General features: G+C 67.6%; 24 protein-coding genes and 1 tRNA gene. 15 read left to right on the top strand and 10 right to left on the bottom strand.

Features of this window, described 5'->3' with window-relative positions; translation table 11 throughout:
- Positions 1–146 precede the first annotated feature (146 nt).
- From AC07DF_RS14220 to AC07DF_RS14235, 4 genes are all read right to left on the bottom strand, one after another.
- Complete coding sequence (locus tag AC07DF_RS14220; protein ID WP_478970387.1) at positions 147–1,670, bottom strand: pentapeptide repeat-containing protein; 1,524 nt, start codon at positions 1,668–1,670, stop codon at positions 147–149.
- Between the two features lie 1,000 nt (positions 1,671–2,670).
- Positions 2,671–3,519: a lipase family protein gene (locus tag AC07DF_RS14225; RefSeq protein ID WP_478970389.1), complete on the bottom strand. Its 849-nt coding sequence runs from the start codon at positions 3,517–3,519 to the stop codon at positions 2,671–2,673.
- On the bottom strand, positions 3,516–7,958 hold the full coding sequence (locus AC07DF_RS14230; protein WP_478970390.1) for a P-loop domain-containing protein: 4,443 nt from the start codon (positions 7,956–7,958) through the stop codon (positions 3,516–3,518). The genes AC07DF_RS14225 and AC07DF_RS14230 overlap by 4 nt, the downstream gene beginning before the upstream one ends.
- 335 nt (positions 7,959–8,293) lie before the next feature.
- Positions 8,294–9,391: a DUF1152 domain-containing protein gene (locus tag AC07DF_RS14235; RefSeq protein ID WP_478970392.1), complete on the bottom strand. Its 1,098-nt coding sequence runs from the start codon at positions 9,389–9,391 to the stop codon at positions 8,294–8,296.
- A 144-nt stretch (positions 9,392–9,535) separates the two neighbouring features.
- On the opposite strand from AC07DF_RS14235, the gene AC07DF_RS14240 reads away from it, so the two are divergent.
- The 13 genes from AC07DF_RS14240 to AC07DF_RS14300 all read left to right on the top strand — a co-directional run bounded on the left by AC07DF_RS14240 (position 9,536) and on the right by AC07DF_RS14300 (position 18,110).
- The gene (locus tag AC07DF_RS14240) at positions 9,536–10,276 is read left to right on the top strand and encodes a GntR family transcriptional regulator (RefSeq protein WP_478970394.1); all 741 of its coding nucleotides are present in this window, start codon (positions 9,536–9,538) and stop codon (positions 10,274–10,276) included.
- Between the two features lie 276 nt (positions 10,277–10,552).
- Positions 10,553–10,993 carry an ATP-binding protein gene (locus tag AC07DF_RS14245; protein ID WP_384153213.1) on the top strand — a complete coding sequence of 147 codons (441 nt, stop codon included), beginning with the start codon at positions 10,553–10,555 and terminating at the stop codon, positions 10,991–10,993.
- 86 nt (positions 10,994–11,079) lie between these two features.
- Positions 11,080–11,808, top strand: a complete 729-nt coding sequence (locus AC07DF_RS14250) for a GntR family transcriptional regulator (RefSeq protein ID WP_478970396.1) — start codon at positions 11,080–11,082, stop codon at positions 11,806–11,808.
- 135 nt (positions 11,809–11,943) lie between these two features.
- Positions 11,944–12,294, top strand: coding sequence for an SCO3933 family regulatory protein (locus tag AC07DF_RS14255; protein WP_037765211.1), 351 nt, complete (start codon positions 11,944–11,946; stop codon positions 12,292–12,294).
- 5 nt (positions 12,295–12,299) lie between these two features.
- Complete coding sequence (locus AC07DF_RS14260; RefSeq protein WP_478970398.1) at positions 12,300–13,673, top strand: FtsK/SpoIIIE domain-containing protein; 1,374 nt, start codon at positions 12,300–12,302, stop codon at positions 13,671–13,673.
- An 80-nt stretch (positions 13,674–13,753) separates the two neighbouring features.
- Positions 13,754–14,410, top strand: a complete 657-nt coding sequence (locus AC07DF_RS14265) for a DUF2637 domain-containing protein (RefSeq protein ID WP_393067062.1) — start codon at positions 13,754–13,756, stop codon at positions 14,408–14,410.
- A gap of 18 nt (positions 14,411–14,428) precedes the next feature.
- Positions 14,429–14,620, top strand: coding sequence for an RING finger protein (locus AC07DF_RS14270; protein ID WP_104783024.1), 192 nt, complete (start codon positions 14,429–14,431; stop codon positions 14,618–14,620).
- Positions 14,620–14,811, top strand: coding sequence for a mobile element transfer protein (locus tag AC07DF_RS14275; RefSeq protein WP_030901893.1), 192 nt, complete (start codon positions 14,620–14,622; stop codon positions 14,809–14,811). Before AC07DF_RS14270 ends, AC07DF_RS14275 begins: the two co-directional genes overlap by 1 nt.
- 9 nt (positions 14,812–14,820) lie before the next feature.
- A complete protein-coding gene (locus AC07DF_RS14280; RefSeq protein WP_030901895.1) occupies positions 14,821–15,015 on the top strand; it encodes a hypothetical protein in 195 nt (64 codons plus the stop codon).
- 26 nt (positions 15,016–15,041) lie between these two features.
- Positions 15,042–15,299: a SpdD protein gene (locus tag AC07DF_RS14285; protein WP_393067060.1), complete on the top strand. Its 258-nt coding sequence runs from the start codon at positions 15,042–15,044 to the stop codon at positions 15,297–15,299.
- A 131-nt stretch (positions 15,300–15,430) separates the two neighbouring features.
- Positions 15,431–16,732: a replication initiator gene (locus AC07DF_RS14290; protein ID WP_478970402.1), complete on the top strand. Its 1,302-nt coding sequence runs from the start codon at positions 15,431–15,433 to the stop codon at positions 16,730–16,732.
- On the top strand, positions 16,729–16,941 hold the full coding sequence (locus AC07DF_RS14295; protein WP_086605896.1) for an excisionase family DNA-binding protein: 213 nt from the start codon (positions 16,729–16,731) through the stop codon (positions 16,939–16,941). The genes AC07DF_RS14290 and AC07DF_RS14295 overlap by 4 nt, the downstream gene beginning before the upstream one ends.
- Positions 16,941–18,110: a tyrosine-type recombinase/integrase gene (locus AC07DF_RS14300; RefSeq protein WP_478970404.1), complete on the top strand. Its 1,170-nt coding sequence runs from the start codon at positions 16,941–16,943 to the stop codon at positions 18,108–18,110. Before AC07DF_RS14295 ends, AC07DF_RS14300 begins: the two co-directional genes overlap by 1 nt.
- A 49-nt stretch (positions 18,111–18,159) precedes the next feature.
- Here the strand turns inward: AC07DF_RS14300 and AC07DF_RS14305 are convergent.
- Positions 18,160–18,233, bottom strand: a tRNA-Gly gene (locus AC07DF_RS14305).
- Between the two features lie 559 nt (positions 18,234–18,792).
- On the opposite strand from AC07DF_RS14305, the gene dcd reads away from it, so the two are divergent.
- Both dcd and AC07DF_RS14315 read left to right on the top strand, forming a co-directional pair.
- Positions 18,793–19,368 (top strand): dCTP deaminase, encoded by a 576-nt coding sequence (gene dcd / locus AC07DF_RS14310; RefSeq protein WP_454362213.1) that lies wholly within the window; start codon positions 18,793–18,795, stop codon positions 19,366–19,368.
- A 56-nt stretch (positions 19,369–19,424) separates the two neighbouring features.
- On the top strand, positions 19,425–19,922 hold the full coding sequence (locus tag AC07DF_RS14315) for a phosphoribosyltransferase (protein WP_478970991.1): 498 nt from the start codon (positions 19,425–19,427) through the stop codon (positions 19,920–19,922).
- Positions 19,923–19,987: 65 nt separating this feature from the next.
- Here the strand turns inward: AC07DF_RS14315 and AC07DF_RS14320 are convergent, their stop codons facing one another.
- The 5 genes from AC07DF_RS14320 to AC07DF_RS14340 all read right to left on the bottom strand — a co-directional run bounded on the left by AC07DF_RS14320 (position 19,988) and on the right by AC07DF_RS14340 (position 26,913).
- Positions 19,988–21,007: a Yip1 family protein gene (locus AC07DF_RS14320; protein ID WP_478970407.1), complete on the bottom strand. Its 1,020-nt coding sequence runs from the start codon at positions 21,005–21,007 to the stop codon at positions 19,988–19,990.
- A gap of 83 nt (positions 21,008–21,090) precedes the next feature.
- The gene (locus AC07DF_RS14325) at positions 21,091–22,521 is read right to left on the bottom strand and encodes an FG-GAP-like repeat-containing protein (protein ID WP_478970409.1); all 1,431 of its coding nucleotides are present in this window, start codon (positions 22,519–22,521) and stop codon (positions 21,091–21,093) included.
- A gap of 17 nt (positions 22,522–22,538) precedes the next feature.
- Positions 22,539–23,984, bottom strand: coding sequence for an FG-GAP-like repeat-containing protein (locus AC07DF_RS14330; protein ID WP_478970411.1), 1,446 nt, complete (start codon positions 23,982–23,984; stop codon positions 22,539–22,541).
- Positions 23,985–24,052: 68 nt separating this feature from the next.
- Positions 24,053–25,471 (bottom strand): hypothetical protein, encoded by a 1,419-nt coding sequence (locus AC07DF_RS14335; RefSeq protein WP_478970413.1) that lies wholly within the window; start codon positions 25,469–25,471, stop codon positions 24,053–24,055.
- A 35-nt stretch (positions 25,472–25,506) separates the two neighbouring features.
- Positions 25,507–26,913, bottom strand: a complete 1,407-nt coding sequence (locus tag AC07DF_RS14340) for an FG-GAP-like repeat-containing protein (protein ID WP_478970415.1) — start codon at positions 26,911–26,913, stop codon at positions 25,507–25,509.
- Positions 26,914–26,925: the final 12 nt, after the last annotated feature.

A 26,925-nucleotide genomic window follows, 5' to 3' on the forward strand; every position in this document is an offset into this window, starting at 1 on the left:
CTAAGGGTATCTGCGGCTTGTCTTGGAGCTGACCTGCGGCGGAGTAGCGTCGGACCCTAGTGGAAACGGTCGGCTGGTTCCCCGGCATTCCCCTTGGTTCCCCGCACGATCTGGCACGGGTCTGGCACGCCTCTGACACCGCCCGCCTACCGTTTCACTCGCCCCCGAATGGCGAGCGCAGCAAGACCGAGCAGCACCGGCTCGGAGAAGCGGGATGCCATCTCGATGTACCGGCCGGCTGTCGTCAGCTCCTCCCCGCTGGAGCGGAACACGACCGAGTTGAGCGTGACGCTGAGCGCCTTGTCGAAGCGCTCGCCGGTGAAGCGATCTCCTGTCGGATTCTTCGGATCGTCCTTGTCGATTTCGAAGGTCATCGTGCCGCCACCGGGCGGAACGGTGCCGGTAGCCTCCTGCTTGGGGGAGTTCTGGGGGAGGCCGAAGCCCATCATCAGCAAGATCGTCGTCATCATTGCGAGGGTGAGCCAGCCGAGCGCACGCGAGGCACGCAGGCCGTAGCCGGACAGCAGCCAATACGCCTGAAGCAGCCAGCGTTCTGCTGTCCCCCATCCTCTGCTGTGGCGGCGCATTTCCATTTCGCCGTAGTAGAAGTCTGCTGCGCCCGGTTCGTCCTTTGCATCCTCACGGCCCTTGCGGAGCTGACGGTAGATGATTGCGAGACTAGCGAGGCTCGGGACATCGTGTGGGTGCTCCGGAGCGGCGCCCCACCCACGATGCAGAGATGCAGGGTGGGATGGCAAAGCGCGCCACATGCGTTCCTCCTCGATCACCTGCCGCTGGTTCCAGCTGAATGGAATTCCCAACTGCCATTGTGTTCCTTGAGGAGGATTCGAGAATATCCATCGCCCCTCTAGCCTGAGTTGGTCAAGGTGAAGAGCGCCATCGAATCTGCATGAAGAAAGGTCGAGGTTTGACAGTGTGAGCCAAGCGCAGTCCACTCCGTCGAGTGAGACAATCTTTGCTTCTCCGCTATGAGTGGTACCAGCAAAAGATTCGGGTGGAATGTCATCGAAGGGGGTGGATGCGCTGACGATTGCTAGTGGTTGCGAGAGTACAGGATCTTCCAATAAGATTTGAGCATGGCGCGCTTTGATTTTTGCAACCGCCCCCCAGGTAGTCCTATAGCAGGCGATTCGCCTTGCTGTGACCTCTAGCGTAGTGGGTTTCGGAAAATTTGCTTCATACAGACTGAGTTCCCCTAGGCACATGAAGGGGCCTATTGGGGAAGCGCTTTGTAGTGTAGTGGAGTGTATCTTCAAGCCCTTATGGAATACCGCGCCGAGAAGCCATATCTCTCGAAGGGTGGCGTCAGTCAAGTCCACGTTTCCGAAATATTGAGCTGTATTTGAGAGTAGCCAATCGAAATCGGTTTCGCGTAGGTTCACTTCGTTCCTGAATAGCGCGCCCTCGAAGAAAGTGTCACCAGAGAACTTCCCTCGCCAGAAGGATGCGCCACCGAGGAATTCTGTCTGCTCCAGAGAGAAGCCGTCACCGAAATGAGACTCGCCGAAATCGACGTCCCCCTGGAACAGTGCATCGGCGAATGATGCTGCGCTGGCAGTGTCCGTCGCGCCGCCGAAACTTGCTTTTCTGAAAGCGGCGGGGCCGAAAGTAGACTTTCCTGTGCTGGGGTCTTTTACGGCATCGAGCACCTCATCTAGAAGATTCGCGTCGAATGCGGTGCCGCTTAGATTGATCGAGTCTCCTGGCCCCAAGGAGTCTAGGTACCGGCGCCTGATTTGTTCCGTAGTGTGTTCAAGACACGCCCCACCCGGGCTGATTTGAATGCCCAAGCATCCGATGGCGTCATTCGTAGAGTCGGCCCCGGTTCCGCAGTGCGGCCAGTCTGGAGGCTCGGGGGCAGGCGACGGCTCACTCATGCCCCTACCAATACCGCATCTGGCCTCGATGATCCGGGAGTTGGGAACCTTGGCGAACCTCCTGGCTTACACCGTCGCCGCTGTCTGGCGAGGCACCGGGACATTGCCGGCCCCCTCCGGGCTGCTGCCACTGAGCGCTCAGTGTTGCCCGGCAGTGCCCTGTGCTGCGTTGGTCATCGCTGAGCGCCCTTCTACGGCCCGAAGACGGCCGGCCCGGGAGCACGCCCGTCCATGAGCACCGCATTAGGAGTTCGAGCTACGCCCGCCCCTGGGGCCGTTGCTCGCTATTCCGACGGTCATGAGGGAGCGCTGACGTATGCCGCCGTCCGGGTCCGTTGATGTCAGTGTTGGATGTCACCGAAACAGCCCCGGAACTGGGCAGCCCTCCAAGGGTTCCTCGGGCCGGTTGGCCCACCGCCACCATGTGTGCCGCTCCACGTACCACCACAATGCGCGGCAGGCCCGTGAACCCGAAGATCAACCCGGGCTCCCCTACCCGCCGCGCCGTGCCGATCCGGTGCAGACGCATCGCACACCGACGCAGAGGCGAACCCTTTTGCGACCGCCTGAACCTCAGCCGCCGAAAGTCGGCCACGACGGCGGGTGCGTCGACCGACCACGCACGCGTGTGCCTCGCTGTACCCCCACCAGCCTCAGCCATGACATCGGGGTGTGTCGTCGACCAGAGCAATTGGGCACGGCCAGCGCGTGACGACGGCTGGAGCCCTCAGCTCGGGAAACGACGGCGTTTGCTTGTGGGGGCGAATAACCACTAAGAGGCGCAGTGCGGGGCAAGTGCCGCAGCGGTCAGACCGCAGGCGAGGTACATGTTCAGAGTGTGGAAGTCGGCCAATGCCATGTGGGTTTCTTCGTGGGCGTCGACGGGAAATCGGTCGCCGAGCCGCCGAGGCAGTGCCACGAGGTCACCGGCATCAGCGATGTTGATCCAGTGGCGGAGCTCTGGAGGACGTTCGCCGTGGCCGCTAGCGGGGGCGGGATCGAGCATGTCGAACACTGCTCCGGATAGTCCCAGCGGCGACCCCAAAGTGATGAAGACCTCAATGCCCAAGCCATCGAAGGCGTGCAGGGTTTCATAAGCGACTACCGATCCGAGGGAGTGCGCCACGAGTACTCTGGCGCCGGAGTCCTTGATGGCTTGAGCGACGGCTTCCTGTGCCCGTCGTCGACGGCTCGGGGAGGCGAGGTAGCTGTAGACCTCTGGCATAAAGGCGACGGCTATACGAGCCAGAGTCTGGGCGGCCACACCGCGTCTACGTGCCACGAGGTCAAGAGTCTGGCGCAGCGGCAGGCCGCCCCAGGACTGGCCTTCCGCCAGCTCGTTGGGCATGCCCAGGGCGCTGAGCCAGTGCAGCACGGCACGCTGCTCCGAGGGTGAAAGGTCATCGAGTCCAGGAGTCGCGCCCTGCGACTCGCCGTCGTGCAGTGTGTCCGCGTAGTAGGCAGCTGTGATCTCGGGTACCGCAAAGTGCTCGAGACGCGCGTCGCGATAGCCCGCGATGAGCTGCTTCGCCCAGGTGGCAGCGAGCATGTCTGCCGCTGAAGTCGCAGACAGGCCGCGTTTGTAGTTGCGGACACCGTGGACGATCACTACCCGACTCATGAACTCCCCTTTTCGGCGGCCAGATCAGACAACGTTGCGAGGTCCGTCCATGTGAAGAAGGCGACTCGGCTTTCGAACCCTGCGAAGACCCCGTCGTCGCACGCGCTGACGCTGACGAGGGTGCCGGGGAAGCTGGTTTCCGCGAGAAGGGTTCCCGGACGCCGAGGGTCCCACACGCGGATGGCATCGTCCGTTCCTGAGGTCACCAGCAAAGTGACACCTTGCGGCTGGACGAACGTGAGCGTTCCCAGCCGGCCTTCATGTGCCTGAAAGCGGCCCAACTCGTCGCAGTCCTCCAAGGAAAGGGCGACCACATACCCCTCGTCGTCGCCGTAGACAACGGCAGGGATTGCTTCCCATTCGCCCACTGCTACGCAGGCAATATCCGTCCGGGGATTCGCCAAGACGCGGGCCCCCTGGAGGGAATGGTGCATCGTAAGTACAGTTGCATCATAGGCATTGCCTTCCCATTCCAAGTAGTTGGAGGTGGCGACAATTGTGATGTCTTGGCCCTGGTGGGAACCCTGAGCGTAACAGCGGATCACCGCACCTTTCTCTTTGTTGGTGTCCAGCCGTGAAAGTGTTCCTCCTGGGTCACAGGTATAGATGTCGCCGCTCATTTGAATGGTGAGTGCGGTTGCGCCGTTGACAATGTCGATCGACAAGGCGTCCACCGCGTTCTTCACCTTGAGAGTGCTAGCAGCGGAAGTCGGGTCGGCCAGGTCAATGATTTCAATCATTGCATTCCTGCCCCAGCCGTGTGCCAGGACCACGACGCTCTTGCCGGCCAGTGTCCCGGCCGACACCGCTCCAACGGTGCTTCGGGTGCCTGATCGCAGAACAACTCCGTCAGCCGCATCCCAGGCCAGAAAAAACCCGTCTGCGTCCACGCTGATGGCTGGTACGAGACCCGTGGCGCCTGCATCTCCCACGGCGCTCAATTCCACGTCTGTATCGTGCTGGGCTTGCGTGCGTAGAGTGCTGTCGGCGCCGTCACCCGTCTGTGAGAGGAATACCGGACCAACCCGCGTCCGGCCTGCTGCAGCTACCTGCGCTCCGGCTATCGCCAGTGCCTCAAGACCCGAAACTTCCCGAGGAAGCGCGTAGTAGGGGGCAGCGAGGATATGCTCGTCACTGAGATCTCGGAGAATCACTCCAGCACTTGAGCTGAAGTGAGCCAGGCCGGGCCTACCAGTGTCATCGAACTGGGGAACTGCGAGTTGAAGGCCGACGGTCAGTAGGAGCCGTTCAGTGCCCGCTCGTATATCCCACACTCCGACTCCGTATTCGCCGCCCGTGATCACGAACGGTCCTCCGGGGCCTTCCAGTAACTGCAGGGAATTGATGCGGCCAGCACTGCCAGGCCACCTTCGATGGCGGCTTCCGCCAGCCTCCCATACATGTATAGAGCCATCGATGGCTCCCGCAACGAACACGGGTGTTCCATCCAGCACAGTGGTGGCAACCGCTGTGCAGTCGTACCCCTCGATATCCAAATCTGGTTCCCATAGGTCGTCGACACGCCCCTGGATTTCCAGAGAAGAGAGCCACTCGCCGAGCACATCCAGCGAGGCAACCCGCTGCCCTGACAGGTTGTATGCGACGACCTCGCCACCACCACAAGTCACGATGAGATCGCTGTCGGCCCACCGAACGATTGCGAGGGCTACAACAGCATTGGCGTCTGTCTGCACCTCGACCGTCAAAGCACCGGTATCGAGATCCCACGCGTAGATACGGCCCTCATCGGTTCCGGCTACCGCCAGGGCCATTTCTGAGGTCTGCCGCGTAGACAGAGCGGTGAGCGCAGAGTCTTCAGGGAAATTCAGGACAAAGAGGCGGACACCCATGCGGACATCCCAGACTGCTACGCCCCCCTGGAAATCGCTCGCTACCGCAAGCCAGCGGTCCGCGTGACGTATGAGTGACACCTTGTCAATCTCAATGGGACTGCGGGGACGATTTAGGAGATCAGCGGTACCCCATTGGAAGTCCAGCACTGGGTGTTGCGTTGGCCGCGCTGTGTGCTCATCGAGGGCGTCGAGTTCATCCACCAGCCATGTTTCTCCCCAGACCATGGCTGTGTTGCGCAGCCACTGACGTCGCTGCCACGGCTCATGAAGGGGTGAGAGCGTGGAGTCGCTGATGATCGCTGAGAGCTGGGCGCGCAGCGTTCTGGCTATCAGGTGCTCTCGCAGCAACTGTGGATCGCAGTGGATCAAGAAGGATGCGGACAACAACAGGCGGTCCAGCATCCGTGCATCGGCAGCGTGCTGCGCCGCGTGCCGCAGAACGTAGGGCAGAGCAAGCCCGAACCTGCGAAGAGCCGGCTCCCCGGAACCTGGCACTGTGTCTAGGACGCGACCGAAAATGTCACGACGACTGATGTGTGTGTAGCCGCGACGCAGGTGATCGACGAGGCTCTGATGGTAGAAGCGATAGAGGCGTTGTGCATCACTGTCAGTGTCGAAACGCAGGTAGAACGAAGCCGCTTGCAGGGCTTTGCGGATGTCATCTACGTCTGGTGTCGTCACATCGGCAGGAAGGAAAGCAGATGTGAGATTGACGATGACCTCGAGCGGTATGCCTTGGCCGTAGCCATGAGCGATGGCCGCGAGGATTGCAGGCATCGCCGGATGTTCACGCTGGAGAACTTCCAGATGTAGATCCAGCATGCCGGGCAGATCGGCCGGGATGCGTGCCATGACCTGTTCCACCGGCAGGGCTGCGTCCTGATGAGCGAGGTAGTGAGCGAATAGCGACGCCAGCAAGAAGGCGCCGCGGTCGTGATGCTGACCAAGTCGCTCGGCAACTGCTGCCGCGGTGGCTTTGCGGAGAGCCGCAACGCCCACTCCGCTGTATACCTTTGATGCGGCCAGTACGTCGCATAGGTAGTTGGTGAGCTCGCTAATCCTCTGCTTGGCGGGGATCTTGTCTAGATTGATGAGCTGCTCGGGGCTGTCCAGCTCATCAATCAGTTGCCCGTATTGGTCCCACCACGGTCGCGTGCCTATCAGCACACGGCACAGCACGGGGTTCTTCCCTGGCGCCTTCTTGTCGGGCTGACGACGGGTGCGAGCCAGCGGTAGGAGAACCTCATTGAGAAGCGTCCTGTCCAAGGAAGCCTCATCCAGTGCGTCCACCACAACCGTAACGGGGCTTTCCCGCTGCTCGGCGATCCGGTCCAGCACTGCCCGGGTGGTCCACCCTCGGCTGGGTTCATCGCCTAGCTTCAGTTGGGTCGCCACCGACGACAACACCTCGCTGGGACCTCGCTGACGGGCGTGGACGGCAGCCAGGTCCGGAATGGGTTCGGGTCTGACGTCGCGATCTACGACAGCCGCGATCTGACCTGTAACCTCACGTAGTTGAGGGTGAGCCAGACAGGCCACCACACCCAGCAGTGCTGACTTACCTGACCCTGGGCTGCCAGTAATTACAAGGAGAGATGGTTCACCGTCACCCTCGAGCCATTCCTTGATCACCTTGAGCTGTGGCACTCGCCCGGTGAAGAAGCAACTTGGTAGAACGCCCTGCTGTTGAGGTGAGCCGGAGGCCCGCGAAATGAAGTGCAGTGGGTCGAGCCCTGGATCCACGGCTGCCGCGAACTGCCACAGGCCGGTTTCCATGGCTTGACGGAACTGGCCCCCCGGCGTTTCGCGGTACGACGGATTGAGAAGGAAAGGAGGCACTTGCGTACGAGCTTCAGGGTGTGCGGTGCGCAGCACACTCTGGGTCGGATAGCCCTCGGCTACTGCTGACCTTGCCAACTCACGGTCAATCTCGCGCGCTAGGGTCTCCACCGGTACGTGTTCGACAGCTGGTGACAGGTCGAGTTGCCCCTGACGTAGCCGCTCAAGCACGGTAGTGGTCGCCCCGGTGAACCGTGCTCTGAACGTCTTCTCATCCGCGGCGCACGCAGCGATAATCCATGTCCGGCGATCCTCGACTCTGATTCCGTCGAGAAGCTGCTGGACCACGGGGCGTCCGGCCCCACACACATCCAGCAGTAGCAGGACGGGAGGCCCAGGCGGCAAACTCTCGACCTCTCCCAGCCATGTGCCCACCTGAGGAGCCGTCCAGGTTATATTGTCCCGATCGGTCTCCCGTGTGGCCAGGAACAGCGTTTGGTTCCCGGGACCGGGAATGCCATGACCTGCGAAGTGCACGATGAGTGCCTCGTGGGACCCGCTGTCCAACATTTCCCGACAAGCGTTTCGCCATAGCTGGGTGAGTGTTGCCATGTCAGGGTCGTGCGAGGCTCCGCCGCCCAGCACCTTCAGCCCCTGTGTCTTTCCCATTTGCGCTGCCAAGGCGGACACTGCGGGAGCGATAGAAGGTAGAGGGTCAAGACCCTTCGAGACGGCAAGCGGATCCGAGGTCTCATTACCACCGTCGCTGTCAAAGTCCCCGACACCGACGACGAGCACTTGTGCCACAGGCTGACCTTACCCCCTCCTCCGTACTCCCACATCCTACGAGTGAGAGGCCTCGGAGGGGCTTGGACTTGGTTGGGCATCTGTTCCGTCACTGCCTCATCCCCGCCTTCGGTGCCTGCGACCTGACGAGATCGCCGCTTCCTTTCGCTCGGCCCGATCCACTTCTCCCGTACGAGCGCCGGGCAGCCTGTGGACCTGCTGGTACTGCATGCTTTGAGCGCGGCACGGGCGCCGGCCGGGCTGGAGCGGGGCGGAGACTGGAGCGCAGGCCCGGCCGGGGGCCGGGCCGCGCGCGGTGAGCGGAGCGAGCCGCCTTGAACCCGTGAAGAAGGTTGTTACTCAGGAGTGGCTGTGATGCGCCACAAGGGAGCGTCGTACTGCTTCGGACGGCCGTTGATGAGCAGCTGGCGCAGGTCCTCGCGCAAGGAGCCGTTGAGGTTCAGGGCCTCAGTGATGCGGCGGAACGTCGTGTGGGTGACTCCGCGGTTCCGGGCCTCGGCTTCGAACTGGTCGAGCTGAGACAGTACGGCCTCACGGTCGAGCGGTGCCGGTGGCTCGTCCTTGAGCCATGCGGCCTTGTTGCGCTCGTAGTCGATCTCCGAGTAGCCGCAGATTTCGCGGCTGTGTGCCTCAACCTCGTCCAGGTTGGCGGTCGTCAGGATGGCGCGGGCCAACTGGTTGCGGGTCAGTGCCTCGTCCAGGTCGACCTCATGGACCGTCGGTCCCTCGCCACTGAGCGGCACAGGAAGGCCAGCGTCTCGCATCTCGCAGGTGCCGCGTACGCCTCGGGCTGTCGCCGCGAGCATCCCGGTTGCCTCGGAGGGGTGCCACTCCAGGATCGAGCTGATGGGCTCGACGTTCTTCGTGGTGAGGGTGTGGATGAGCGGGCCGAGCATGCCGCGCAGTTCGTCGAGGGGAAGTTCCCCGTCGAGGCCGGGGCCCGCCACCAGGAGGCGAACAGGAGCGTTCACCTGGCAGCACGCGGCGAGGGTGACGGCATCGGCAAGCGGGCTCTTCAACGTTGGCTCATCGCCGCGGGCGAGGATGTCGCCGCCCACGTCCAGGAGGTCGATCGACTCTGGTGACAAGTGGTCCACCAGCTCTTCGAGTTGGCGGGTGACGCCTTCGACCCCGTGGCGCGGATCGATCAGCGCGAACGTGTGCCGGAGCTCTGCTGCGAGTCGGGGGAGAGTCGAGCCCGCCGGAGCGATCGGGCGAGCTTCGGCCGGCACTGCCCAGACCGCTGGGGTGAGGGGCTGGAGACCGGTGAAGTTGTTCGGTCCTCGGGGACCGGGAACCGGGTCGATCAGGAGGCGGTCCCATGCGTACGTGAGGATCACCGCCTGCTCCTCGTCGCCGTAGAGGGCGGCGTGAATCATTGCGGCGGCGACTGCGTCGCCCCCTCCTCCTGCTGCGACGATCAACCGCGTCATGCGGATCAGCCTACGGGGTAGGGGGTTGACCACTCACCCTATAGTGGCTAGAGGCCATAGCCACTTTTATCGAGAAGCAGGCCTCAGCTCGGTAGCGGGGTGCCCGCCTACTCGCCTGGGGCTCGCCTTGGGTGAGGAGGACTGATGCCGCAGATCGAGGAGGCTCAGCCGAAGTATCTCCAGATCGCGCACTACATCCGTGATCAGATTCTTCGGGGTGACCTGCGACCAGGAGACGAAGTGCCGTCCGAACGGCAGTTGGCGGCGGACTGGAAGGTCTCCCGGCCCACGGCCGCGCGGTCGTTGGAGGCGCTGAGTCATCAAGGGCTTGTCGAGAAGCGTCAGGGGTCGGGCACGTACGTGCGGAGCCTCGAAGTCAACCGGCGGGCTCGTGAGTTGTACGGGCGCGCTCGGCAGACCGGGAAGATCTACACGCCTGGTGAGTACGCCGTGATCGCCTCTGCCGGTTGGCTGGAGGCGCCGGATCACGTCGCTGAGGCGCTGGGCCTGGTCAAGGATCGCCGTGCGGTGCATCGGCGGCGGGTTACCAACAACCAGGACGGGCCGATCACGCTCTCCACCTCGTGGTTCGCTCCGGATGTCGGTCAGCGCGCGCCGAAGCTTCTGGAGCCGGAGCGGATCCAAGAGGGGACGCTGCTGTACGTCGAGAACATGACCGGACGGCAGGGGAGTTACGCGGAAGACCGCATGTGTGCGCGTGAGGCGACGGAGGGAGAGGCCGAGGATCTGCAACTTGCGGCCGGGTCTGCCGTGCTGATCGTGCACCACGTCGTCTTCGACCTCCAGGACCGGCCGTTGGAGTTCGCTGAGGCCACCTACCCGCCGCATCGCTGGGCGTTCGAGCAGGGCTACCCCCTCACCTGAGGGGGCCAGTTGCGGCGAATCGCTTGCGTCTGCCAAGTGGCTAATGCCACTATCCAGAAAGTGGCTAAGGCCACTTCACTGGGAGGAGGCGCGGTGTGACGAGTCAGCGGCCGGATCAGGGCACGCACTTACCTTGCCGAGGTTGCCGGGGGCGCGGCTGGAAGCGTGTCGGCTCACGAACGACCCTGGCGCTTGCCACCGCCGCCGATCGCACCCGCGCCACATCGAAGCGGCGCTGCCTCGACTGCGACGGTAGCGGCAGGAAGTGAGCACCTGATGGCCTACATGATCGACCGCTATCCGTCTGAGGAGTCACCGCGTCTCGGTGCGATGACCTTGCACCCTGTCGCTGAGTCTGTGCCGCGCGCTCGGCGCTGGTTCCGCAAGTTCATCGCCCCGTACAACCCGGCCTGCTCCGTCGATGACTGCGCGCTGATGATCTCGGAGCTGGTGACCAACGCCATCGCTTATGGCCGGTCGGACGAACCCTGGCTCGTCCGGGTCGAGTGGTTCCGTGAGGGGACCTCGCTCCGGGTCGACGTGCACAACCCCGGCTTTCCGGCGAACGTGCGGCTGAGGCACCCCGACGCCAACGACTCCCACGGGCGTGGACTGCTCCTCGTCGATTCGCTGGCCGAGTCGTGGCACGCCGCACCGAGCCGCTTCGGTGGAACCGTCGTCTCCTTCGTGGTGGCCGATGCCTGGCCCGGAAGGTAAGAGTTCGCTCCGCTTCTACTTCGACAATCGGAGATTCGCTAGTCTGGTTGACCAGTTGACTTGGCCAATCCCGACGGGCGGCGTTCATGACGTATGAAGTGGAGCCACCGAAGTACGTGCGCCTCGCGCAGACGATCCAGCGCCGCATCGAGGATGGCACGTACCCGCCCGGCACGCGGGTTCCCAGTGAGAACCAACTGGTGCAGTCCTTCGGGATGTCCCGGCCGACCGTCGTCCGGGCGCTGGAGCTGCTGAAGCGTGACGGCTGGGTGGAGTCCCGGCAGGGGTACGGCACGATCGTGCGGGGCCGCCCGGCTGTCGTCGAGCAGAAGGACCGCCGGGGGAGTGAGACGCTTACGCGCGACGAGTCGCAAGCGGCGGGGCGGTTGGTCGAAGTCGGTTACGTCCCCGTTCCGGTGCGGGTCGCCTCCGCCCTTGGGCTGCCCAAGCGGGCCAAGATTCTCATGCGCCGCTTCCTGGTGGAGGAGGATGGCGAACCGGTGGAGCTGGTGTCGTCCTACTTCCCTGCCGGCCTGGTCGAAGGCACGGAGCTGGAGAGCGCTGATGCGCTGACGGGCGGCACTCGCGCACATCTGGAGACGCGCAAGAAGGTTCGCTTCGACCACGTCACGGAACGGGTTTCGGCCCGTCTGCCGGAGCGCGCCGAAGCGGAGCTTCTGGATCTCCCTGAGGGTGTTCCGGTCCTCAGTGTCTTGATCGTCGCGTGTGACGCTTCGGGGCAGGCTCTGCAAGTCTCCGACGTGCTGCTTCCTGCTGACCGGCAGGAACTGGAAGACACCTACCGTCTGAACTGAGCCCGATCCGCTGCAAGTTCGCCGTCGACTCCCACCTCGATTCGCACTTGACAAGTCAACTTGGCATCCCTAGCTTCGAACTTGCTAAGTCAACTTGTCAGGTTGGCAGGTTGGTCGACTCAGGAGGAGAAATCTGTGCGTGTGATTCGTATTGACGCCTCGGCCGCCACAATCCTGCTCACCGAAGCGCCGGCGCCGAAGGTGCGTGACCGGCAGACCGGTGAGATCGCCAAGGATGCCGTGAGCGGTGAGGCGCTGATGACGGTCGGCGTCGTCTACATCGACGAGGGTGAGTCGTCGCTGATCCAGGTCACCGTCCCCGAGAGCGGTGTGACGGACGGGCTGACCGTCGGGGCGCCGGTCTCGCTGCCGGGGCTCATCGCCCGGCCGTGGGAGAGCGTCTTCAACGGGCAGCAGCGGCACGGCATCGCCTACCGGGCGACCGCTGTTGCGCCTGGCGCCTTCCCGATGGAGCAGGCGGGCTGATCGTCGTGACCGACCTGGTGACGTGGGCCGAGCTGGGCGGGTCGCTCGCTGCGATAGGCGGCGCGGCCTACGCCCGGCATGCCCATCCGGCGGCGTACTGGTCCACGGTCGGGCTGCCCGTCTCGGTGGCCCGGCTGCTGGCCTCGTACACCTCCACCATGGACGCGTGCGGCCTGACGGTCGAGCCGCCCCGGTGGCGGGCCCTGGCCGTCAAGGCCACGACTCGCCGTGAGGTCCGACCCGTGCCTCCCCGCCGGGGCATGATCCGGCCCACCTCGACCGGCCTGCGGCTCCGTCTGCGGCTGGCTCCGGGCCAGGAACCGGCGGACGTGGCGGCCTCGGCCGAACGGCTTCGGCATGCCTGGGGTGTTCACGCCGTGTACGTGCGGGACGTCAAGCCCGGTGTCGTGGAACTGCGGCTCGTCGGCTTCGACGTCCTGCGCAAGGTGCGGATGCCTCGCCGGACCGATACCGGTCCGCTCCGCGTGCCGGTGGCTCTGCGGGAGGACGCAACCGCCTTCGTGCGGGACTACCGGGCCGTACCTCACGAACTCGTGCTCGGCGCCACGCTGTCCGGCAAATCCATGTTCCTGCGGAACCTGCTGGCCGGGCTGGCCGCTCAGCCGGTGGTCCTGGTCGGGATCGACTGCAAGCGCGGGGTGGAGCTGGCGCCGTTCGCTCCCCGGCTCTCGGCGCTGGCGACCGACCCGGAGCAGGCGTCCGAGCTGCTGCCCGTGCTCGTCAAGGAAATGGAGGACCGATACGACCTGATCAAAGCGCGGCAGGGCATCGCGCCTGGCACCCCGGATGAGCTGATCACCTCGGACGTCTGGGGCCTGCCGGAGGACGAACGTCCGGCTCCCATCGTGCTGTTCGTAGACGAAGTGGCAGAACTCTTCCTCGTCGCGACCAGGAAGGAGGAAGAGCGGCGGGACGAGATGGTCACCCAGCTCATCCGGCTCGCCCAGCTCGGACGCGCAGCCGGCATCTACCTGGAGGTCTGCGGGCAGCGCTTCGGGGCCGAGCTGGGCAAGGGAGCGACCATGCTCCGGGCTCAGCTCACGGGCCGTGTCTGCCACCGGGTAAACGACGAGGCGTCCGCGAAGATGGCGCTCGGTGACATCGCCCCTGAGGCTGTGCTGGCCTCCTGTGCCATCGCTGCCGAGTTGCCCGGCCTCGCCGTCGTCGGCGATACGTCCGGCGGCTGGTCCCGCATCCGCACTCCTCACCTGTCCCTCGCCGATGCCGCGGCCACCTGCCGCGAAACGGCACACCTCGCCCCGGACGTTCCGGCGCTCGCGCCGTTCCGGCCCTATGTCCCGCCTGTGCCGGTGAAGGAGTCCGGTCCTCTGGCCGCTCCTCAGCCGATCACCGAGTAACCGACCCGTGCACACCGTCGGCGCGGCCGTCCCGCGCCAAGTCCCTACCCCACCCATGCCCGGAACTGGAAGGAGTGGCCGTGCGCGCCCTGCCCGTCCGTGTGGACGCCGTGCTCGTTCAAGCGGTGATCGCCGCCGCACTGTCCTTCGCTCACCTGCATGACCTGGCGCTCGCTGCCGGACAGGACGGCTGGAAGGCGTGGGCCTATCCGGTCTCCGTCGACCTGCTGTTGGTAGCGGCCTGGCGGCGCCTGCGCTCCGGTGAGTCGAAAACGTCCGGGTGGTGCTGGTTCCTCGTCGCACTGACGGCGTCACTGGGCGCCAACGTCGCCACCGCCGGTCTGCTCGACCTGGAGAACGTACCGGCCTGGCTCCGCATCCTCGTCGCCGGCTGGCCCGCGGTCGCCTTCCTCGGCGGCACGCTGCTCGCTCACGGAGCAGCGCATCCCAGCGCGGACCCGGCGACGGCACCGGAACCACCTTCGACAGCACAGGCGCCGGAACCGACCGCCGCAGACATCGAGTCGCCCACGACTGCGTCCGAACTGCCCGCCACCGCACCGGAGTCAGCTCCGCCGCCTCCATCCCCGGTATCGCCCGCGCTCGTCACCCTCGCCCGGAAGGTCGCCGACGAACACCGCGCCCGGACCGGAACCGACATCGACACCTCCACCCTTCGCGCCCGGCTCGGTGTCCCGATGCCGCTCGCCGAAGCCATCACCACCCAACTCACCTGACCCGGAGGAATCTCTCCCTTGCGCCCGTCCACGCTCCGCGCGCTGAAGCGCGCTGCCGAGCTGACCCGACAGAACCGCCTGACCGAAGCCGTGCTGATCGCCGAACCGGTGATCCTCGCCGCCGACAGCTACGAGGGCGACGAGATCTTGCGCTGGCTGGCCGACCACGTCACCGACTTCACCGGCGAGACCGACAAGGAGATGCCCTGATGTCCGCCAATCGCCGTTTCCGCCGCGTCGTCCGCATCGGTCCCGTCCAGGTCGCCACGTACTACGACAGCCGGGGCCGCGAGAAGCACACCGCCGCCTGCACGGCTCCGCGGTGCGGCTTCTCCACCGACTACGACAGCCGCGCCGCCGCCGAGCTGGCCGCGCGCACCCACCGCTGCCGCGTCCGCTGAGGAGTTCCCGTGACCGTCTCGCTGCCGCTCGTCTTCGTCCTGGGCGTCATCGCCTGGGCCGCGATCAAGTTCCTCGGCATCCGCCTCTGGGTCGCCGTCGTGATCGCGCTGTTCGGCTTCTGGCTCTCGCACACCATCCTCGCCCCGGCCATCGAGTCCGGCACCCGCTCCGGGGTCGACGTCGTCAACGGCACGCGCGAATGACACCCCGACTGACAAGGAGTCCTGCGATGTTCCGCCCAACGCTGCCCGACACCCCGCACGTCCCGAGCATCACCACCCACATCCCGCAGGATCACGCCCCGGTTCCCTCCGCGGGCCGCTCGGTCGCCCCGTTCGTCGGGGTCGGCGCCGGTGCGGTCGCCGCCGTGGTCGTCGTCGGTGTCGTCCTCACCGCGCTCCTGGCGGCGGTCGCCGTCTCGGCCGTGTCCGTGGCCATCGCCGCCGTGGTCCTGCGCTCCCTCGTCACCGGCGCCAACAGGCGCTGACCGGCCGCCGGGGCGGCAAACGCCGCCAAGCATCCCGCCGCCCCCGGGGCCGTCCCTCCCAACCGCCGAAACAGCCGAAAGGAAGACCCATCATCACCCGGCAGACTCCGCCCCCGCTGGCGGAACTCTCCATGCTGGCCTCCCTCGGCACCATGCCCGAGCTGGCCCGCCAACTCTCCGGCCTGGGCGGCTGCACGAACCCCGTGCGCCTCGACGGCCACCGAACCGAGTACGCGGTCGACCGGACGACCGGAGAGATCGGGCGCGTCCTCCACCACCTCGACTCGTCCTCCCTGCCCGCCGGAAGTCTCCTCGTCCGCTGCAACAACCGCCGTGCCACCCGCTGCACGGCCTGCGCGGAGGTCTACCGCCGAGACACCTTCCACCTGATCACCGCCGGACTCCGTGGCGGCAAGGGCACCGCCGAACAGGTCGGCACACACCCGCGCGTCTTCGCCACCCTCACCGCTCCGAGCTTCGGCCCGGTCCACAACCGCCCCTCCAGCGGGCGGCCCTGCCGCTGCGGTGCCCGGCACGACGACACAGACCCGGCCCTCGGGACGCCCCTCGACCCCGACGGGTACGACTACGAAGCGGCTGTCCTCTGGAACGCCCACGCCGGGGCTCTCTGGCGGCGTTTCTCGATCTACCTGCGCCGTGAGATCGCCAAGCGCGCCGGCCTCACCCAGCGCGCATTTCGGCATCACGCACGCGTCTCCTTCGCCAAGGTCGCCGAGTACCAGAAGCGGGGCGCCGTCCACTTCCATGCGGTCATCCGCCTCGACGGCCCGGAGGGCGGCGACACGGCACCTCCGGCCTGGGCGTCCGCCGAACTGCTGACCGACGCCATCCATGCCGCCGTCACCGCCACCCGCGTCAACGGACCGGACGTCGACGGCCGCACCCACACCTTCACCTTCGGCCGCCAACTCGACGTGCGCACCATCCGCTCTGCCGACTTCGACGGCGGCCAGGAGCTGACCGAACGGGCCGTCGCCGCGTACATCGCCAAGTACGCCACCAAGGGCGCCGAGACAGCGACCGGCACCCTGGACCGACCGATCCGCTTCCTTGCCGAACTGGCACAGGCCCGGCTCAACGACCACGCCCGCCGCATGATCCGAACGGCGTGGACCCTCGGCGCGCGCAAGGACCTCGAACACCTCCGACTGCGCGCCTGGGCCCACATGCTCGGCTTCCGCGGCCACTTCTCCACCAAGTCCCGCCGCTACTCCACCACTCTCGGCGCCCTCCGCGACGCCCGCGCCGAATGGCGCCGCACTCAAGCTGCCACGGCCGCTCCCCAGGACGGCGAAACCACGCTCGTCCTCGCCCACTGGGTCTTCGCCGGAACCGGCCTCAGCAACGGTGAGCAATGGCTGGCCGCATCCCTCGACCCCGCCCCCGGAACGGAAGGAGAGCCCACCACATGAACGACCGCTACCTGTCCGTCGACCAGGTCGCCGAGCTGCTCGGCACGACTCCCCGCTTCCCCCGGCGGCTCATCGAGGAACGCCGCATCCGGTACGTGAAGGTCGGCCGGCATGTGCGCATCCCAGAAAGCGCGGTGGAGGAGTTCATCCGGTCCCGCACGGTGGAGCCGCTGAGGCGCCCCCGGCCGCGCTACGGAAGGGCTGCCTGATGGCCAACAACAGGGGCAGGCGTCGCCGCTTCGGTGCGATCAGAAAGCTCCCCTCCGGCCGGTACCAGGCGCGCTATCCGGGGCCCGACGGGGTGATGCGCCCGGCGCCGTTCACGTTCGAGACGACGGCGGACGCGGATGACTGGCTCGCCGAGAAGCAAACCGAGATCCGCCGTGGTGAGTGGCGTGACCCCGATGCGGGCGCGGTGAGCTTCCGGGCCTACGCGGAGAAGTGGGTGGAGGAACGGGAGCTCGCGCCGCTGACGCAGGACCTCTACCGCTACCTCCTCGACAAGCACCTGTTCGCCTTCGCCGACTTGGACTTAGACGAGATCACCGCGCCCAGAGTCCGCGAGTGGCGGGCTGAACGGCTGCGGCTCACGGGTGCCAAGACGATCACGGCCAAGGCGTACCGGCTCCTCAAGGCCATCATGGAGACGGCCGTGGACGACGAGCTGATCACGCGGAACCCGTGCCGTATCAAGGGCGCCGGTAAGGAGAAGGCCGCTGAGCGGCGCATCGCCACCGTGGGCCAGGTGGACGCCCTCGCCAATGCGGTGGGGATGCGGTGGCGGCTCATGGTCTACCTCGGCGCGTACGGTCCACTCCGACCGGAGGAGCTGGCCGGTCTCCGGCGCCGGGATGTCGACCTCGACAACTTACGCCTCCGCGTCCGCCTCGCCGAGCCGGAACGGATGAACGGGCGCCGCGTTCAGGGCGACACCAAGTCCGAAGCAGGCACCCGGACTGTGATTCTTCCCGCGTTCCTCCGTCGAGAGCTCCGCTGGCATCTGGAGTCCTACGCCGAGCCGGGCCCGGACGGGCTGCTCTTTGTCGGGGAGAAGGGGGCTCCCTTCCGGCGCAGCACCTTCGGGCGGAAGTGGCGGAAGGCCCGGGAGGTCGTCGGCATGCCGGAGGGCTTCCGGTTCTACGACCTGCGGCACACCGGGCACACGCTCTCCACCCAGTCGGGCGCCACCCTGAAGGACACGATGGTGCGCGCCGGACAGTCGTCCGAGAAGGCCGCGCTGATCTATCAGCACTCCGACGAGGAGCGACAGGAGGAGGTCGCCGCCGGCCTCGATGCCACCGTCCGGAAGGCCCGGGAAGAGGCTGCCCGGAAGACGGCCGAGACACCTTCTGGCACGAATCTGGCACGCGGCCAGTGATCACCCCGGACAGCAAAACGGCCCAGGTCTCTGACCTGGGCCTTCTTCGTGGAGCGGGTGACGAGAATCGAACTCGCGCTCTCAGCTTGGGAAGCTGATGTTCTACCATTAAACTACACCCGCGTAAGACGCCGACGGAGTCGGTGTGCGAACGTTCGCCACTTTACCTCATGTCAGGCCCCGGGTGTTGATGCCGCGGGGCCTGAGGGCGTTTCAGGGGCGGGATGCGGCTGCGGGTCACCGGAGTTGGGGCGTACGGTGGGGGCGTGGGCGAGGGTCCGGGCGGGACCGGAGCGCCGCCTCGAAGGCCGTTCCTTTGATCCCGTACTGTGGCTTTTGTCGTCAGGCAAGCACCAGCCAGACGCGGCTCTTGGGGAAGGGACTCTTGGACTTGATGGAGCGCACCGTCGTCCGTTGTGCCGATGGGCACGTGTTCACCACCGCTTCGTTCCCGATGCAGCAGGCCGAGCGACTCGGCCCCGGCCGGCTGCTCCGGTGCCCGCGGTGTACGCGGCTCCGGAGCGTCGTGCCCGTCAGCTACCAGAAGCGGTAGCCAGCGGCAGCGAGCGTGAGTGAGCAGCGCGAACAGCGCGACCAGCGGACAAAGACATAGCCATAGGGCATAAGGCGCGCGGAGTCGTCCGGTTGTGGGCGCTCCGCGCGCCTTGCGTATCCTCGGGGCGTGCTTCTCTCAGACAAGGACATCCGGGCCGAGATCGACGCCGGGCGAGTGCGTATCGATCCGTTTGACGACGCGATGGTGCAGCCGTCGAGCATCGATGTGCGGCTGGACCGCTACTTCCGGGTGTTCGAGAACCACCGGTACCCCCATATCGACCCCTCCGTCGAGCAGACCGATCTGACCCGGCTCGTGGAGCCGGAGGGGGACGAGCCGTTCATCCTGCACCCGGGGGAGTTCGTCCTCGCCAGCACGTACGAGGTCATCACGCTGCCCGACGATCTCGCCTCCCGGCTGGAGGGCAAGAGTTCGCTGGGGCGGCTGGGACTGGTGACGCATTCCACCGCCGGGTTCATCGACCCCGGGTTCAGCGGGCACGTCACCCTCGAGCTGTCCAACCTCGCCACCCTGCCCATCAAGCTCTGGCCGGGGATGAAGATCGGGCAGCTGTGCATGTTCAAGCTCAGCTCGCCCGCCGACTTCCCGTACGGGAGCGAGCGGTACGGGTCGCGGTACCAGGGGCAGCGGGGGCCGACCGCCTCCCGGTCCTTCCTCAATTTCCATCGGACGCAGGTGTGAGCGACCCCGGCATGAGCGACCCCGGCATGAGCGACCCCAGCACGAGTGACACGAGCATGAGCGGTGAACGGGAGAATCTGACCTACGAGCGGTTCGGCGTCGCCGTGCGCGAGCTGGCGCAGGCCATCGCCGACGACGGGTACGAGCCCGACATCGTGCTCAGCATCGCCCGCGGCGGTGTCTTCGTGGCCGGCGGGCTCGCCTATGCGCTGGACTGCAAGAACATCCACCTGGTGAACGTCGAGTTCTACACGGGCGTGGGGACGACGCTCGAGATGCCCGTCATGCTCGCGCCCGTCCCCAACGTGATCGACTTCTCCGAGAAGAAGGTGCTGATCACCGACGACGTCGCCGACACCGGCAAGACGCTCAAGCTGGTCCGCGACTTCTGCCTCGACACCGTCGCCGAGGTGCGCAGCGCCGTGGTCTACGAGAAGTCCCAGTCGCTGGTGAAGTGCGAGTACGTGTGGAAGCGGACCGATGAGTGGATCAACTTCCCGTGGTCCGTGGAGCCGCCGGTGGTGCGGCGGGCCGGGCAGGTCCTCGACGCCTGAGAGGCAATGAGAAAGGGGCTCCTCCAGGAGCCCCTTTTTCCGTTCCCGTCCGTTCTCCTGCGACCTCAGACCGTGCCCAGCTTCACGATCGACAGCAGGGCGATCAGCTGGATCGCCGACGCGCCGAGCGCCTTCGGCCAGGGCAGGTCGTGGGAGCGGCTGACCATCAGGGTCAGGAGTGCGCCGCCCGCGACCCAGGTGGCCCAGCCCAGCAGCTGCACGAACGTCGCGTCGCCGCCGGCGAACATCGCGAAGACCAAACGGGGCGCGTCCGTGAGGGACATGATCAGCATGGACAGGCCGACCGTGGGCTGCCAGGCGCCGTCACCGCCGAGCTGGCGGGCCAGGGTGTGGGTGACCACGCCCAGGATGAACGCGCTGAGCGCCATCGCGACGGCGGTCGTCAGGACGATCGGGACCGCGTTCGACAGGGTGGCGTTTATCGCGTCCTTGCGGGCGCCGTCGAAGCCGAAGACGGCGAGCAGGCCGTAGAGGAGCGTCACGATGAGGGCCGGGACCCACATCGAGTAGTCGCGCATCTGGAGGAACGTCTGGTTGGGGGAGAGGACGATCCCCCGGAGCAGGGCCTTCCAGTGCAGGCGCGGGCCGACCGGGCCGGGCGGCGGGGCCGCCGCGCCGGCGCGGTAGGTGTCGCCCTGGTTGTAGGGGTCCTCGCCGACCGAGAAGGCCTGGGTGTGGCCCGGGTTGTTCGCCGCGTACGGGTCCGGCGGGCCCTGGGGGCCGGGCGGGTACGCGCCGTCGCCGAAGTACTCCGGCTCGCCCTGACCGCCGTAGCCGCCGCCGGGGCCGCCGGGCCCGGCGTTCGCCTGCGGCCAGGTGGGGCCGCCGCCGTTGCCGTACGGCTGCTGCTGCGGGTACGGCTGCGGCGCCGGAGGGTAGCCGTACGACGGTCCCTGCGGCGTCTGCTGCCCGTACGGAGGGTCTTGCGGTCGCGTCTGAGGAGCGCCGTTGTTCCGGCCGCGTCCGATCCTGAATCCAGCCACGTCTTCGAACGTACCTGGTCCCGGGCGGTGGCGGGCCGGGCCCGGGCTTCCGGGCCCGGCTTTGCGGCCGAGCTGTGACATCCCTTAGGGGTAAGGCCCGTTGGCGGCCCATGGGTTGTCAGGGTTCGGCCGTACGGGCCGCGCCGGGGCCCCGCACCGTGGGGTCAGCCCAGCATGTCCTGGCCCAGCCTCAGGTAGTCCGTCGTCGACATGCCCAGGGAGCCGGGGCCGAAGCTGATCGCGTTCTTCGTGATCACGCCCGAGGCCGAGCCGCGCAGGCTGTAGAGGGAGCCGGAGGGGTGGTTCTCGCCGTCGGAGCCGACGGACAGGTCCGCCTTGCCGTCGCCGGTGAGGTCGGACAGGCGTACGGACGCACCGAAGCGGTCGGCGGACTCGGCGGTGCCGGGGACGCCCTCCGTGTTCTGGGTGAAGGACTGGGCCCCGGTGGTGGTCAGCCCGGTGGACGAGCCGCGCAGGACCGTGACGCTGCCGGCGATGTCCGCGGTGCCGACGTCCTCGTGGATCGTGCCGATCGCCAGGTCGCCGTAGCCGTCGCCGTTGACGTCCGCGATGGAGAGGTCGTTGCCGAACCAGTCGTCCTCCTCGTCCGCGCCCGGGACGCCGGGGGTGTCCTGGTTGATCGTCGTCCGGGGACTGGTGCGGGCGCCGTCGGCGCTGCCGGGGTAGACGCTGACCGAGCCGCCGAGGCTCTTGGCGTCGCCGCCGTAGTCCGCCGTGACGACGTCGTCGTAGCCGTCGCCGTCGAGGTCGCCGACAGTGGCCAGCTCCCAGCCGCCGCTCCTGAGGAACGTCTGGTGGGTGAGGCCGGCGGCGGAGCCGAGGAAGACCATCGCGCCGTCCTCGTACGTCGACGCCTCGCTGCCGGTGGCGACCAGGTCGTCGGTGCCGTCGCCGTTGATGTCGCCGGCCGCGAGGCTCTGGGCACCGGCGAGGCCGGCGCCGCCCCGGAGGCCGGTGGTGAGTTCCTGGCGGGCGGTCGGGCCGGAGGCCATGGTGAAGTGCTGGTGGATCCAGACGTCGCCGCCGGTGCTGCCGACGGCGAGGTCCGGGCTGCCGTCGCCGGAGAAGTCACCGACCGTGAGGGACATGCCGTACTCGTCGTGGGCCGACACCGCCGGGTCCGGGACGCCCTTGCCGCCGGACAGGCCGCTCTTGCCGCCCCAGACGACGGTGACGGAGCCGCCGTCGGCGTCGGAGTCGACGTCCTCGCCGACGCTGCCGATCACGAGGTCGGCGTACCCGTCGGCGTTCAGGTCGCCGGAGGCGAGGGCCTTGCCGAAGCGGTCGCCCTGCTCGGCGGTGCCGGGGACGCCGGCCGTGTCCTGGGTGAGGACGGTACGGCGGGCGGCGCTGATGCCGTTCGCCGAGCCGTAGGTGATGACGACGGCGCCCGCGTCGGTCTTGCCGCCGACCGGGGTGTAGGGCGCGGCGGCGGCGAGGTCGCGGTAGCCGTCGCCGTTGAAGTCGTCGGCGTACTTCGCGGGCGCGGCCGAGGCGGGGGCGGTGAGGAACACGGGGGTGACGCCGGTCGCCAGCAGGGCGGCGACCAGGGCGGTCGTGGTGGATCTGCGCATGCTGTCTCCCTGGCCGGTCAGCCGATGAGGTTGGCGCCGAACGCGCCGTACGAGCGGACCTGGCCGAGGCTGCCGGGGCCGAAGGAGCGGGCTCCGTCGGTGACGGGGCCGGTGGCGGAACCGCGCAGGGCCGTGATGGCGCCGATGCCCTCGTCCTCGAAGCCGGAGTTGATCGTGAACTCGGCGTGGCCGTCCTTGGTGACGTCGGCCAGCAGGACGTCGGAGCCGAAGTAGTCGATGGCCTCGGCGGCGCCCGGGACGCCGGCGGTGTCCTGGGTGAAGGTGCGGGCGCCGGTGCGCGAGACGCCGGAGGCCGCGCCGTTCATCAGGATCGTGGCGCCGGTGTCCTCGATGGTGCCGACGTCCTCGAAGACGACACCGATGGCGAGGTCGCCGTGGCCGTCGCCGTTGGTGTCGCCGATGGAGACCGCGTTGCCGAAGCCGTCGTTCGCCTCGTCGGAGCCGGGGACGCCCTCGGAGTCCTGGGTGAGCTCGGCCATGGGCGCGTCGCCGTTGACGGGGCCGCCCTCCGAGCCGCGGATGACGACGACCTTGCCGCCGAGGGAGCCGCTGTGGTCGTCCTCCTTCGAGAAGACGTTGCCGATGGCGATCTCGTCGTAGCCGTCGCCGTCGATGTCTCCCAGGGCGAGGGAGGTGCCGCCGTTCAGGGGGCGGGGGACGGAGGTGTCCAGGCCGGTGGTGGTGCCGAGGTAGGCGACGCCCTTGGACCAGCTGTTCACCTCGCCCTCGTCGAGCTGGACGCGGTAGGTGAGGACCAGGTCGGACCTGCCGTCGTTGTTGGTGTCACCCGACTCCATGGCGTCGACGCTGTACGACGTCTCGGGGGTGGTGATCCGCTGGACGGGGCCGGTGGTGCCGGTGGTGGTGAAGCCGCCGCGGATGACGTACGTGTCGGCGTAGGCGCCCGCGGCCAGGTCGGCCTTGCCGTCGCCGTCGAAGTCGCCCGCGGTCAGGAGCTTGCCCCAGTTGTCGTGCGCGGAGACCGCCGGGTCCTTCACCGTGGTGCCGTTCTTCAGGCCGCTCGCCGAGCCCCACAGGACGGTGACGGAGCCGCCGTCGACGTCGGTGCCGACGTCCTCGCCGGTGGAGCCGACCGCGAGGTCGGTGTAGCCGTCGCCGTTGAGGTCGGCCATGGCGAGGGCGTCGCCGAAGGTGTCCTCGGCCTCGGCTTCGCCGGGCACGCCCGCGGTGTTCTGGCTGACGACGGTGCGCTTGGCCGGGTCGAGGCCGGTGGCGCCGCCGTAGACGACGGCGACGTAGCCGGCCATGCCCTTGCCGTCGACCTTGGCGTACGGGGCGGCGAAGGCGACGTCGCCGTAGCCGTCGCCGTTGAAGTCGGCGGTCGGGCCGGTGGTGGGGGCGGCGGTGGCCGCCGTCGTGGGCAGGGCGGTGAGCAGGCCGGTGGTCAGGGCCGTGGCCAGGAGGAGGGTGCGTCTACGCATGTGTCGATTCCCCGTAGTCGGTGAGCAGGAGTCGGTGATCAGGTGATCAGGTGAGCAGGAGCCGGTGATCAGGAGTTGAGGGCCGTGCCGTACGCCGGTGCGCCGGCCGTCGAGACGCCCGTCGTGCCGGGGCCGAAGCTCGTCGAGCCGGTGGCCGTGAGGCCGGTCGCCGTGCCGCGCAGGGACCAGACCGCGCCGTCGCCGTTCTCGCCCGGCGCGGACACGGACAGGTCGGCGCGGCGGTCGCCGGTGTGGTCGGTGAGCGTGACGCGCTCGCCGAAACGATCGCCCGTCTCGGAACCGCCGGGCACGCCCGCGGTGTTCTGGGTGTACAACGTCGCGCCCTTGGTGGTCAGGCCGGACGCCGAGCCGTACAGCACGGTGACGGCACCGGCGGCGGAGTTCTCGCCCGCGGTGCCGATCGCCAGGTCGGCGTAGCCGTCGCCGTTGATGTCGCCGAGCGAGACGCCGCTGCCGAAGCGGTCGCCCTTCTCCGAGGCGCCGGGCACACCGGCGGTGTCCTGGGTGAGGACGAGCGGGGCGCGGCCCTTGTCCCGGCCGTCCGGTCCGCCGTAGACGACCGTGACCTTGCCGCCGAGGGCGCCCGCCGGGTCGGCGGAGGTCTCGCGGTCGTTGCCGACGGCGATGTCGGCGTGGCCGTCCTTGTCGATGTCCGCCACGGCGGAGACGTAGCCGGCGGGCAGTTCCTGCAGCCAGTCGTTGTAGTTGCCGATCTCCATGTCGGCCAGGGCGGTGGCGGCGTCGTCGGTGCCCTTCGCACGGCTGTGCAGGATCGCCTGGGGGTGGCCGTTGCCGGTGACGTTGCCCGCGGACACGTGCGTGATGCCGTACGAGGTGGACCAGGCGTCGTGACGTGAGCCCAGACCGCCGCCGTGCGCGACGGACTTGGTGATCGGCCCGGAGACGAGGGAGAGGGTGACGGGGCCGGTGGAGCCGGCCGCCACGTCCAGGACGCCGTCGGCGTCGAAGTCGCCCGCGGCGAGGGTCTGGCCGTAGCGGTCGGCGTCGGAGCTGAAGAAGTTGATCAGCGAACGGGCGCCCGACAGGCCGGACTTGGAGCCCCAGACGATGGTGACGGTGCCGTCGTTGGTGTCGTAGCCGTCCTCGCCGGGCGTGCCGATCAGCAGGTCGGCGTAGCCGTCGGTGTCGAGGTCCGCCGAGGCGAGCGCCGAGCCGAAGGCGTCGTCGGCCTCGGCGGCGCCCGGCATCCCGGCGGTGTCCTGGGTGAGGAGGGTGCGCGTGGAGGTCTTCGGCCCGCTCGTGCTGCCGTAGACGACGGACACGGCGCCCGCCTTCGCCTTCCCGGCGACCGTGGCGCCCGGGGCGCCGATCGCCAGGTCCTTGCGGCCGTCGCCGTTGAAGTCGTACGGGGCGGCAGCCGTGGCGGCGTGGGCGGTGGGGACGGTGAGGGCCAGGGTGAGCGGGGCGAGGGCCGCCACGAGGAGAGCGACACGGCGCAGAGGCATGTTCTTCCTTGCCTGGTAGGGAGGTTGACGGTCGGTCACTCGGCGATGGCCCAGGCGAAGTCGGCGCTGCCCTTGAGGGACACATCGCGGGCCGAGAGGAACTTCGCCCCGGAGGTGGTCACGCCGGAGGCGGTGCCGCGCAGGACGGTGACCGCGCCGTAGCCGTTCTCGTAGCCGGCGCCGCTGACCAGGTCCGCCTTGCCGTTCTTGTCGAGGTCGACCAGACGCACCGACATGCCGAAGGCGTCCATCGTCTCGTTGCTGCCGGGGACGCCGGCGGTGTCCTGGGACCAGGACTTGGCGCCCTTGCCGGTCAGGCCGGAGGCCGAGCCGAACAGGAGGGTCACCGAGCCGGCGTCCTCGACCGTGCCGATGTCCTCGGCCCAGGCGCCGACCGCGATGTCGGCGTAGCCGTCGCCGTTGACGTCACCGGCGCTGATCGCCGAGCCGAAGAGATCGCCGTGCTCACCGGCGCCGGGCACGCCCGTGGTGTCCTGGTGGATCACGGTCGGCTTCTGCGCCGGGTCGGGGCCGGTGGGGCCGCCGTACCAGACGGTGATCTGTCCGCCCTTGTGGCCGCCGGGCTTCTCCGCACGCGGGTCCTGGTAGTCGCCGAGGACGAGGTCGCCGTAGCCGTCGCCGTTGACGTCGGCGATGGTGCCCTCCTCGCCGTCGGCCTGGGGCAGGTAGGTGCGGGCGTACTTGGTGCCGGTCCAGCGGTGGTAGCTGATCTCGCCGCCCTCGTCGCCGGTGACGAGGAACGGGTACACGCGCTCGGCCGCGCCGTCGCCGCTCATGTCACCCGCGAACACCTCGTACGTCGATCCGAACTCGCTGATGCCGGTGTGGCTCGCGGGGCCGTTCGTACGGCTGAAGGGGCCCTTGTAGAGGCGGGTGTGGCTCTGGCCGGTGATCGTCACGTCCGTCGCGCCGTCACCGTCGAAGTCGCCGGTCGCGACGCCGGAGGAGAAACCGCCGCCCTCCGAGAGGGTGGACGGCTGGGGCAGGCCCTTGCCGCCCGACAGCCCCGACTTGCCGCCCCAGATGACGGTGGCCGAGCCGACGCCGTCCCGGTCCCCGATGGCCTCGTACTGAGCGCCCACGACCAGGTCGGAGTAGCCGTCCTTGTCCAGGTCGGCGGCGGCCAGGCTGTTGCCGAAGCGGTCGCCGTACTCGGCGGCGCCGGGGACGCCCGCGGAGTTCTGCGTGATCACGGTCTTCTTCGCCGCCGAGACGCCGGACGACGAGCCGTACAGCACGACGACGGCACCGGCGCTCTGCACCGAGCCGACGTCGGCGTTCATGGCGCCGATGGCCACATCCCGGTATCCGTCGCCGTTGAAGTCACCGGCGAGGCCGGAAGGGGCGGCGGTCGCCGGGGTGGTGACGGTGAGGAGGCCGGTGGTGAGCGTGGCGGCCAGGAGGAGAGTGCGGGTGCGCAAGGCGGGGCTCCG

It is taken from the genome of Streptomyces sp. NPDC044719 (assembly GCF_056433405.1).

What these genes read in the sequence shown, in the direction of transcription:
- AC07DF_RS14225 (WP_478970389.1), bottom strand. Translation starts at nt 3,519, where the DNA reads ATGAGTCGGGTAGTGATCGTCCACGGTGTCCGCAACTACAAACGCGGC.
- AC07DF_RS14235 (WP_478970392.1), bottom strand. Translation starts at nt 9,391, where the DNA reads ATGACGCGGTTGATCGTCGCAGCAGGAGGAGGGGGCGACGCAGTCGCC.
- AC07DF_RS14240 (WP_478970394.1), top strand. Translation starts at nt 9,536, where the DNA reads ATGCCGCAGATCGAGGAGGCTCAGCCGAAGTATCTCCAGATCGCGCAC.
- AC07DF_RS14245 (WP_384153213.1), top strand. Translation starts at nt 10,553, where the DNA reads ATGGCCTACATGATCGACCGCTATCCGTCTGAGGAGTCACCGCGTCTC.
- AC07DF_RS14250 (WP_478970396.1), top strand. Translation starts at nt 11,080, where the DNA reads ATGACGTATGAAGTGGAGCCACCGAAGTACGTGCGCCTCGCGCAGACG.
- AC07DF_RS14275 (WP_030901893.1), top strand. Translation starts at nt 14,620, where the DNA reads ATGTCCGCCAATCGCCGTTTCCGCCGCGTCGTCCGCATCGGTCCCGTC.
- AC07DF_RS14285 (WP_393067060.1), top strand. Translation starts at nt 15,042, where the DNA reads ATGTTCCGCCCAACGCTGCCCGACACCCCGCACGTCCCGAGCATCACC.
- AC07DF_RS14290 (WP_478970402.1), top strand. Translation starts at nt 15,431, where the DNA reads ATGCTGGCCTCCCTCGGCACCATGCCCGAGCTGGCCCGCCAACTCTCC.
- AC07DF_RS14295 (WP_086605896.1), top strand. Translation starts at nt 16,729, where the DNA reads ATGAACGACCGCTACCTGTCCGTCGACCAGGTCGCCGAGCTGCTCGGC.
- AC07DF_RS14300 (WP_478970404.1), top strand. Translation starts at nt 16,941, where the DNA reads ATGGCCAACAACAGGGGCAGGCGTCGCCGCTTCGGTGCGATCAGAAAG.
- AC07DF_RS14315 (WP_478970991.1), top strand. Translation starts at nt 19,425, where the DNA reads ATGAGCGGTGAACGGGAGAATCTGACCTACGAGCGGTTCGGCGTCGCC.
- AC07DF_RS14320 (WP_478970407.1), bottom strand. Translation starts at nt 21,007, where the DNA reads ATGTCACAGCTCGGCCGCAAAGCCGGGCCCGGAAGCCCGGGCCCGGCC.
- AC07DF_RS14325 (WP_478970409.1), bottom strand. Translation starts at nt 22,521, where the DNA reads ATGCGCAGATCCACCACGACCGCCCTGGTCGCCGCCCTGCTGGCGACC.
- AC07DF_RS14330 (WP_478970411.1), bottom strand. Translation starts at nt 23,984, where the DNA reads ATGCGTAGACGCACCCTCCTCCTGGCCACGGCCCTGACCACCGGCCTG.
- AC07DF_RS14335 (WP_478970413.1), bottom strand. Translation starts at nt 25,471, where the DNA reads ATGCCTCTGCGCCGTGTCGCTCTCCTCGTGGCGGCCCTCGCCCCGCTC.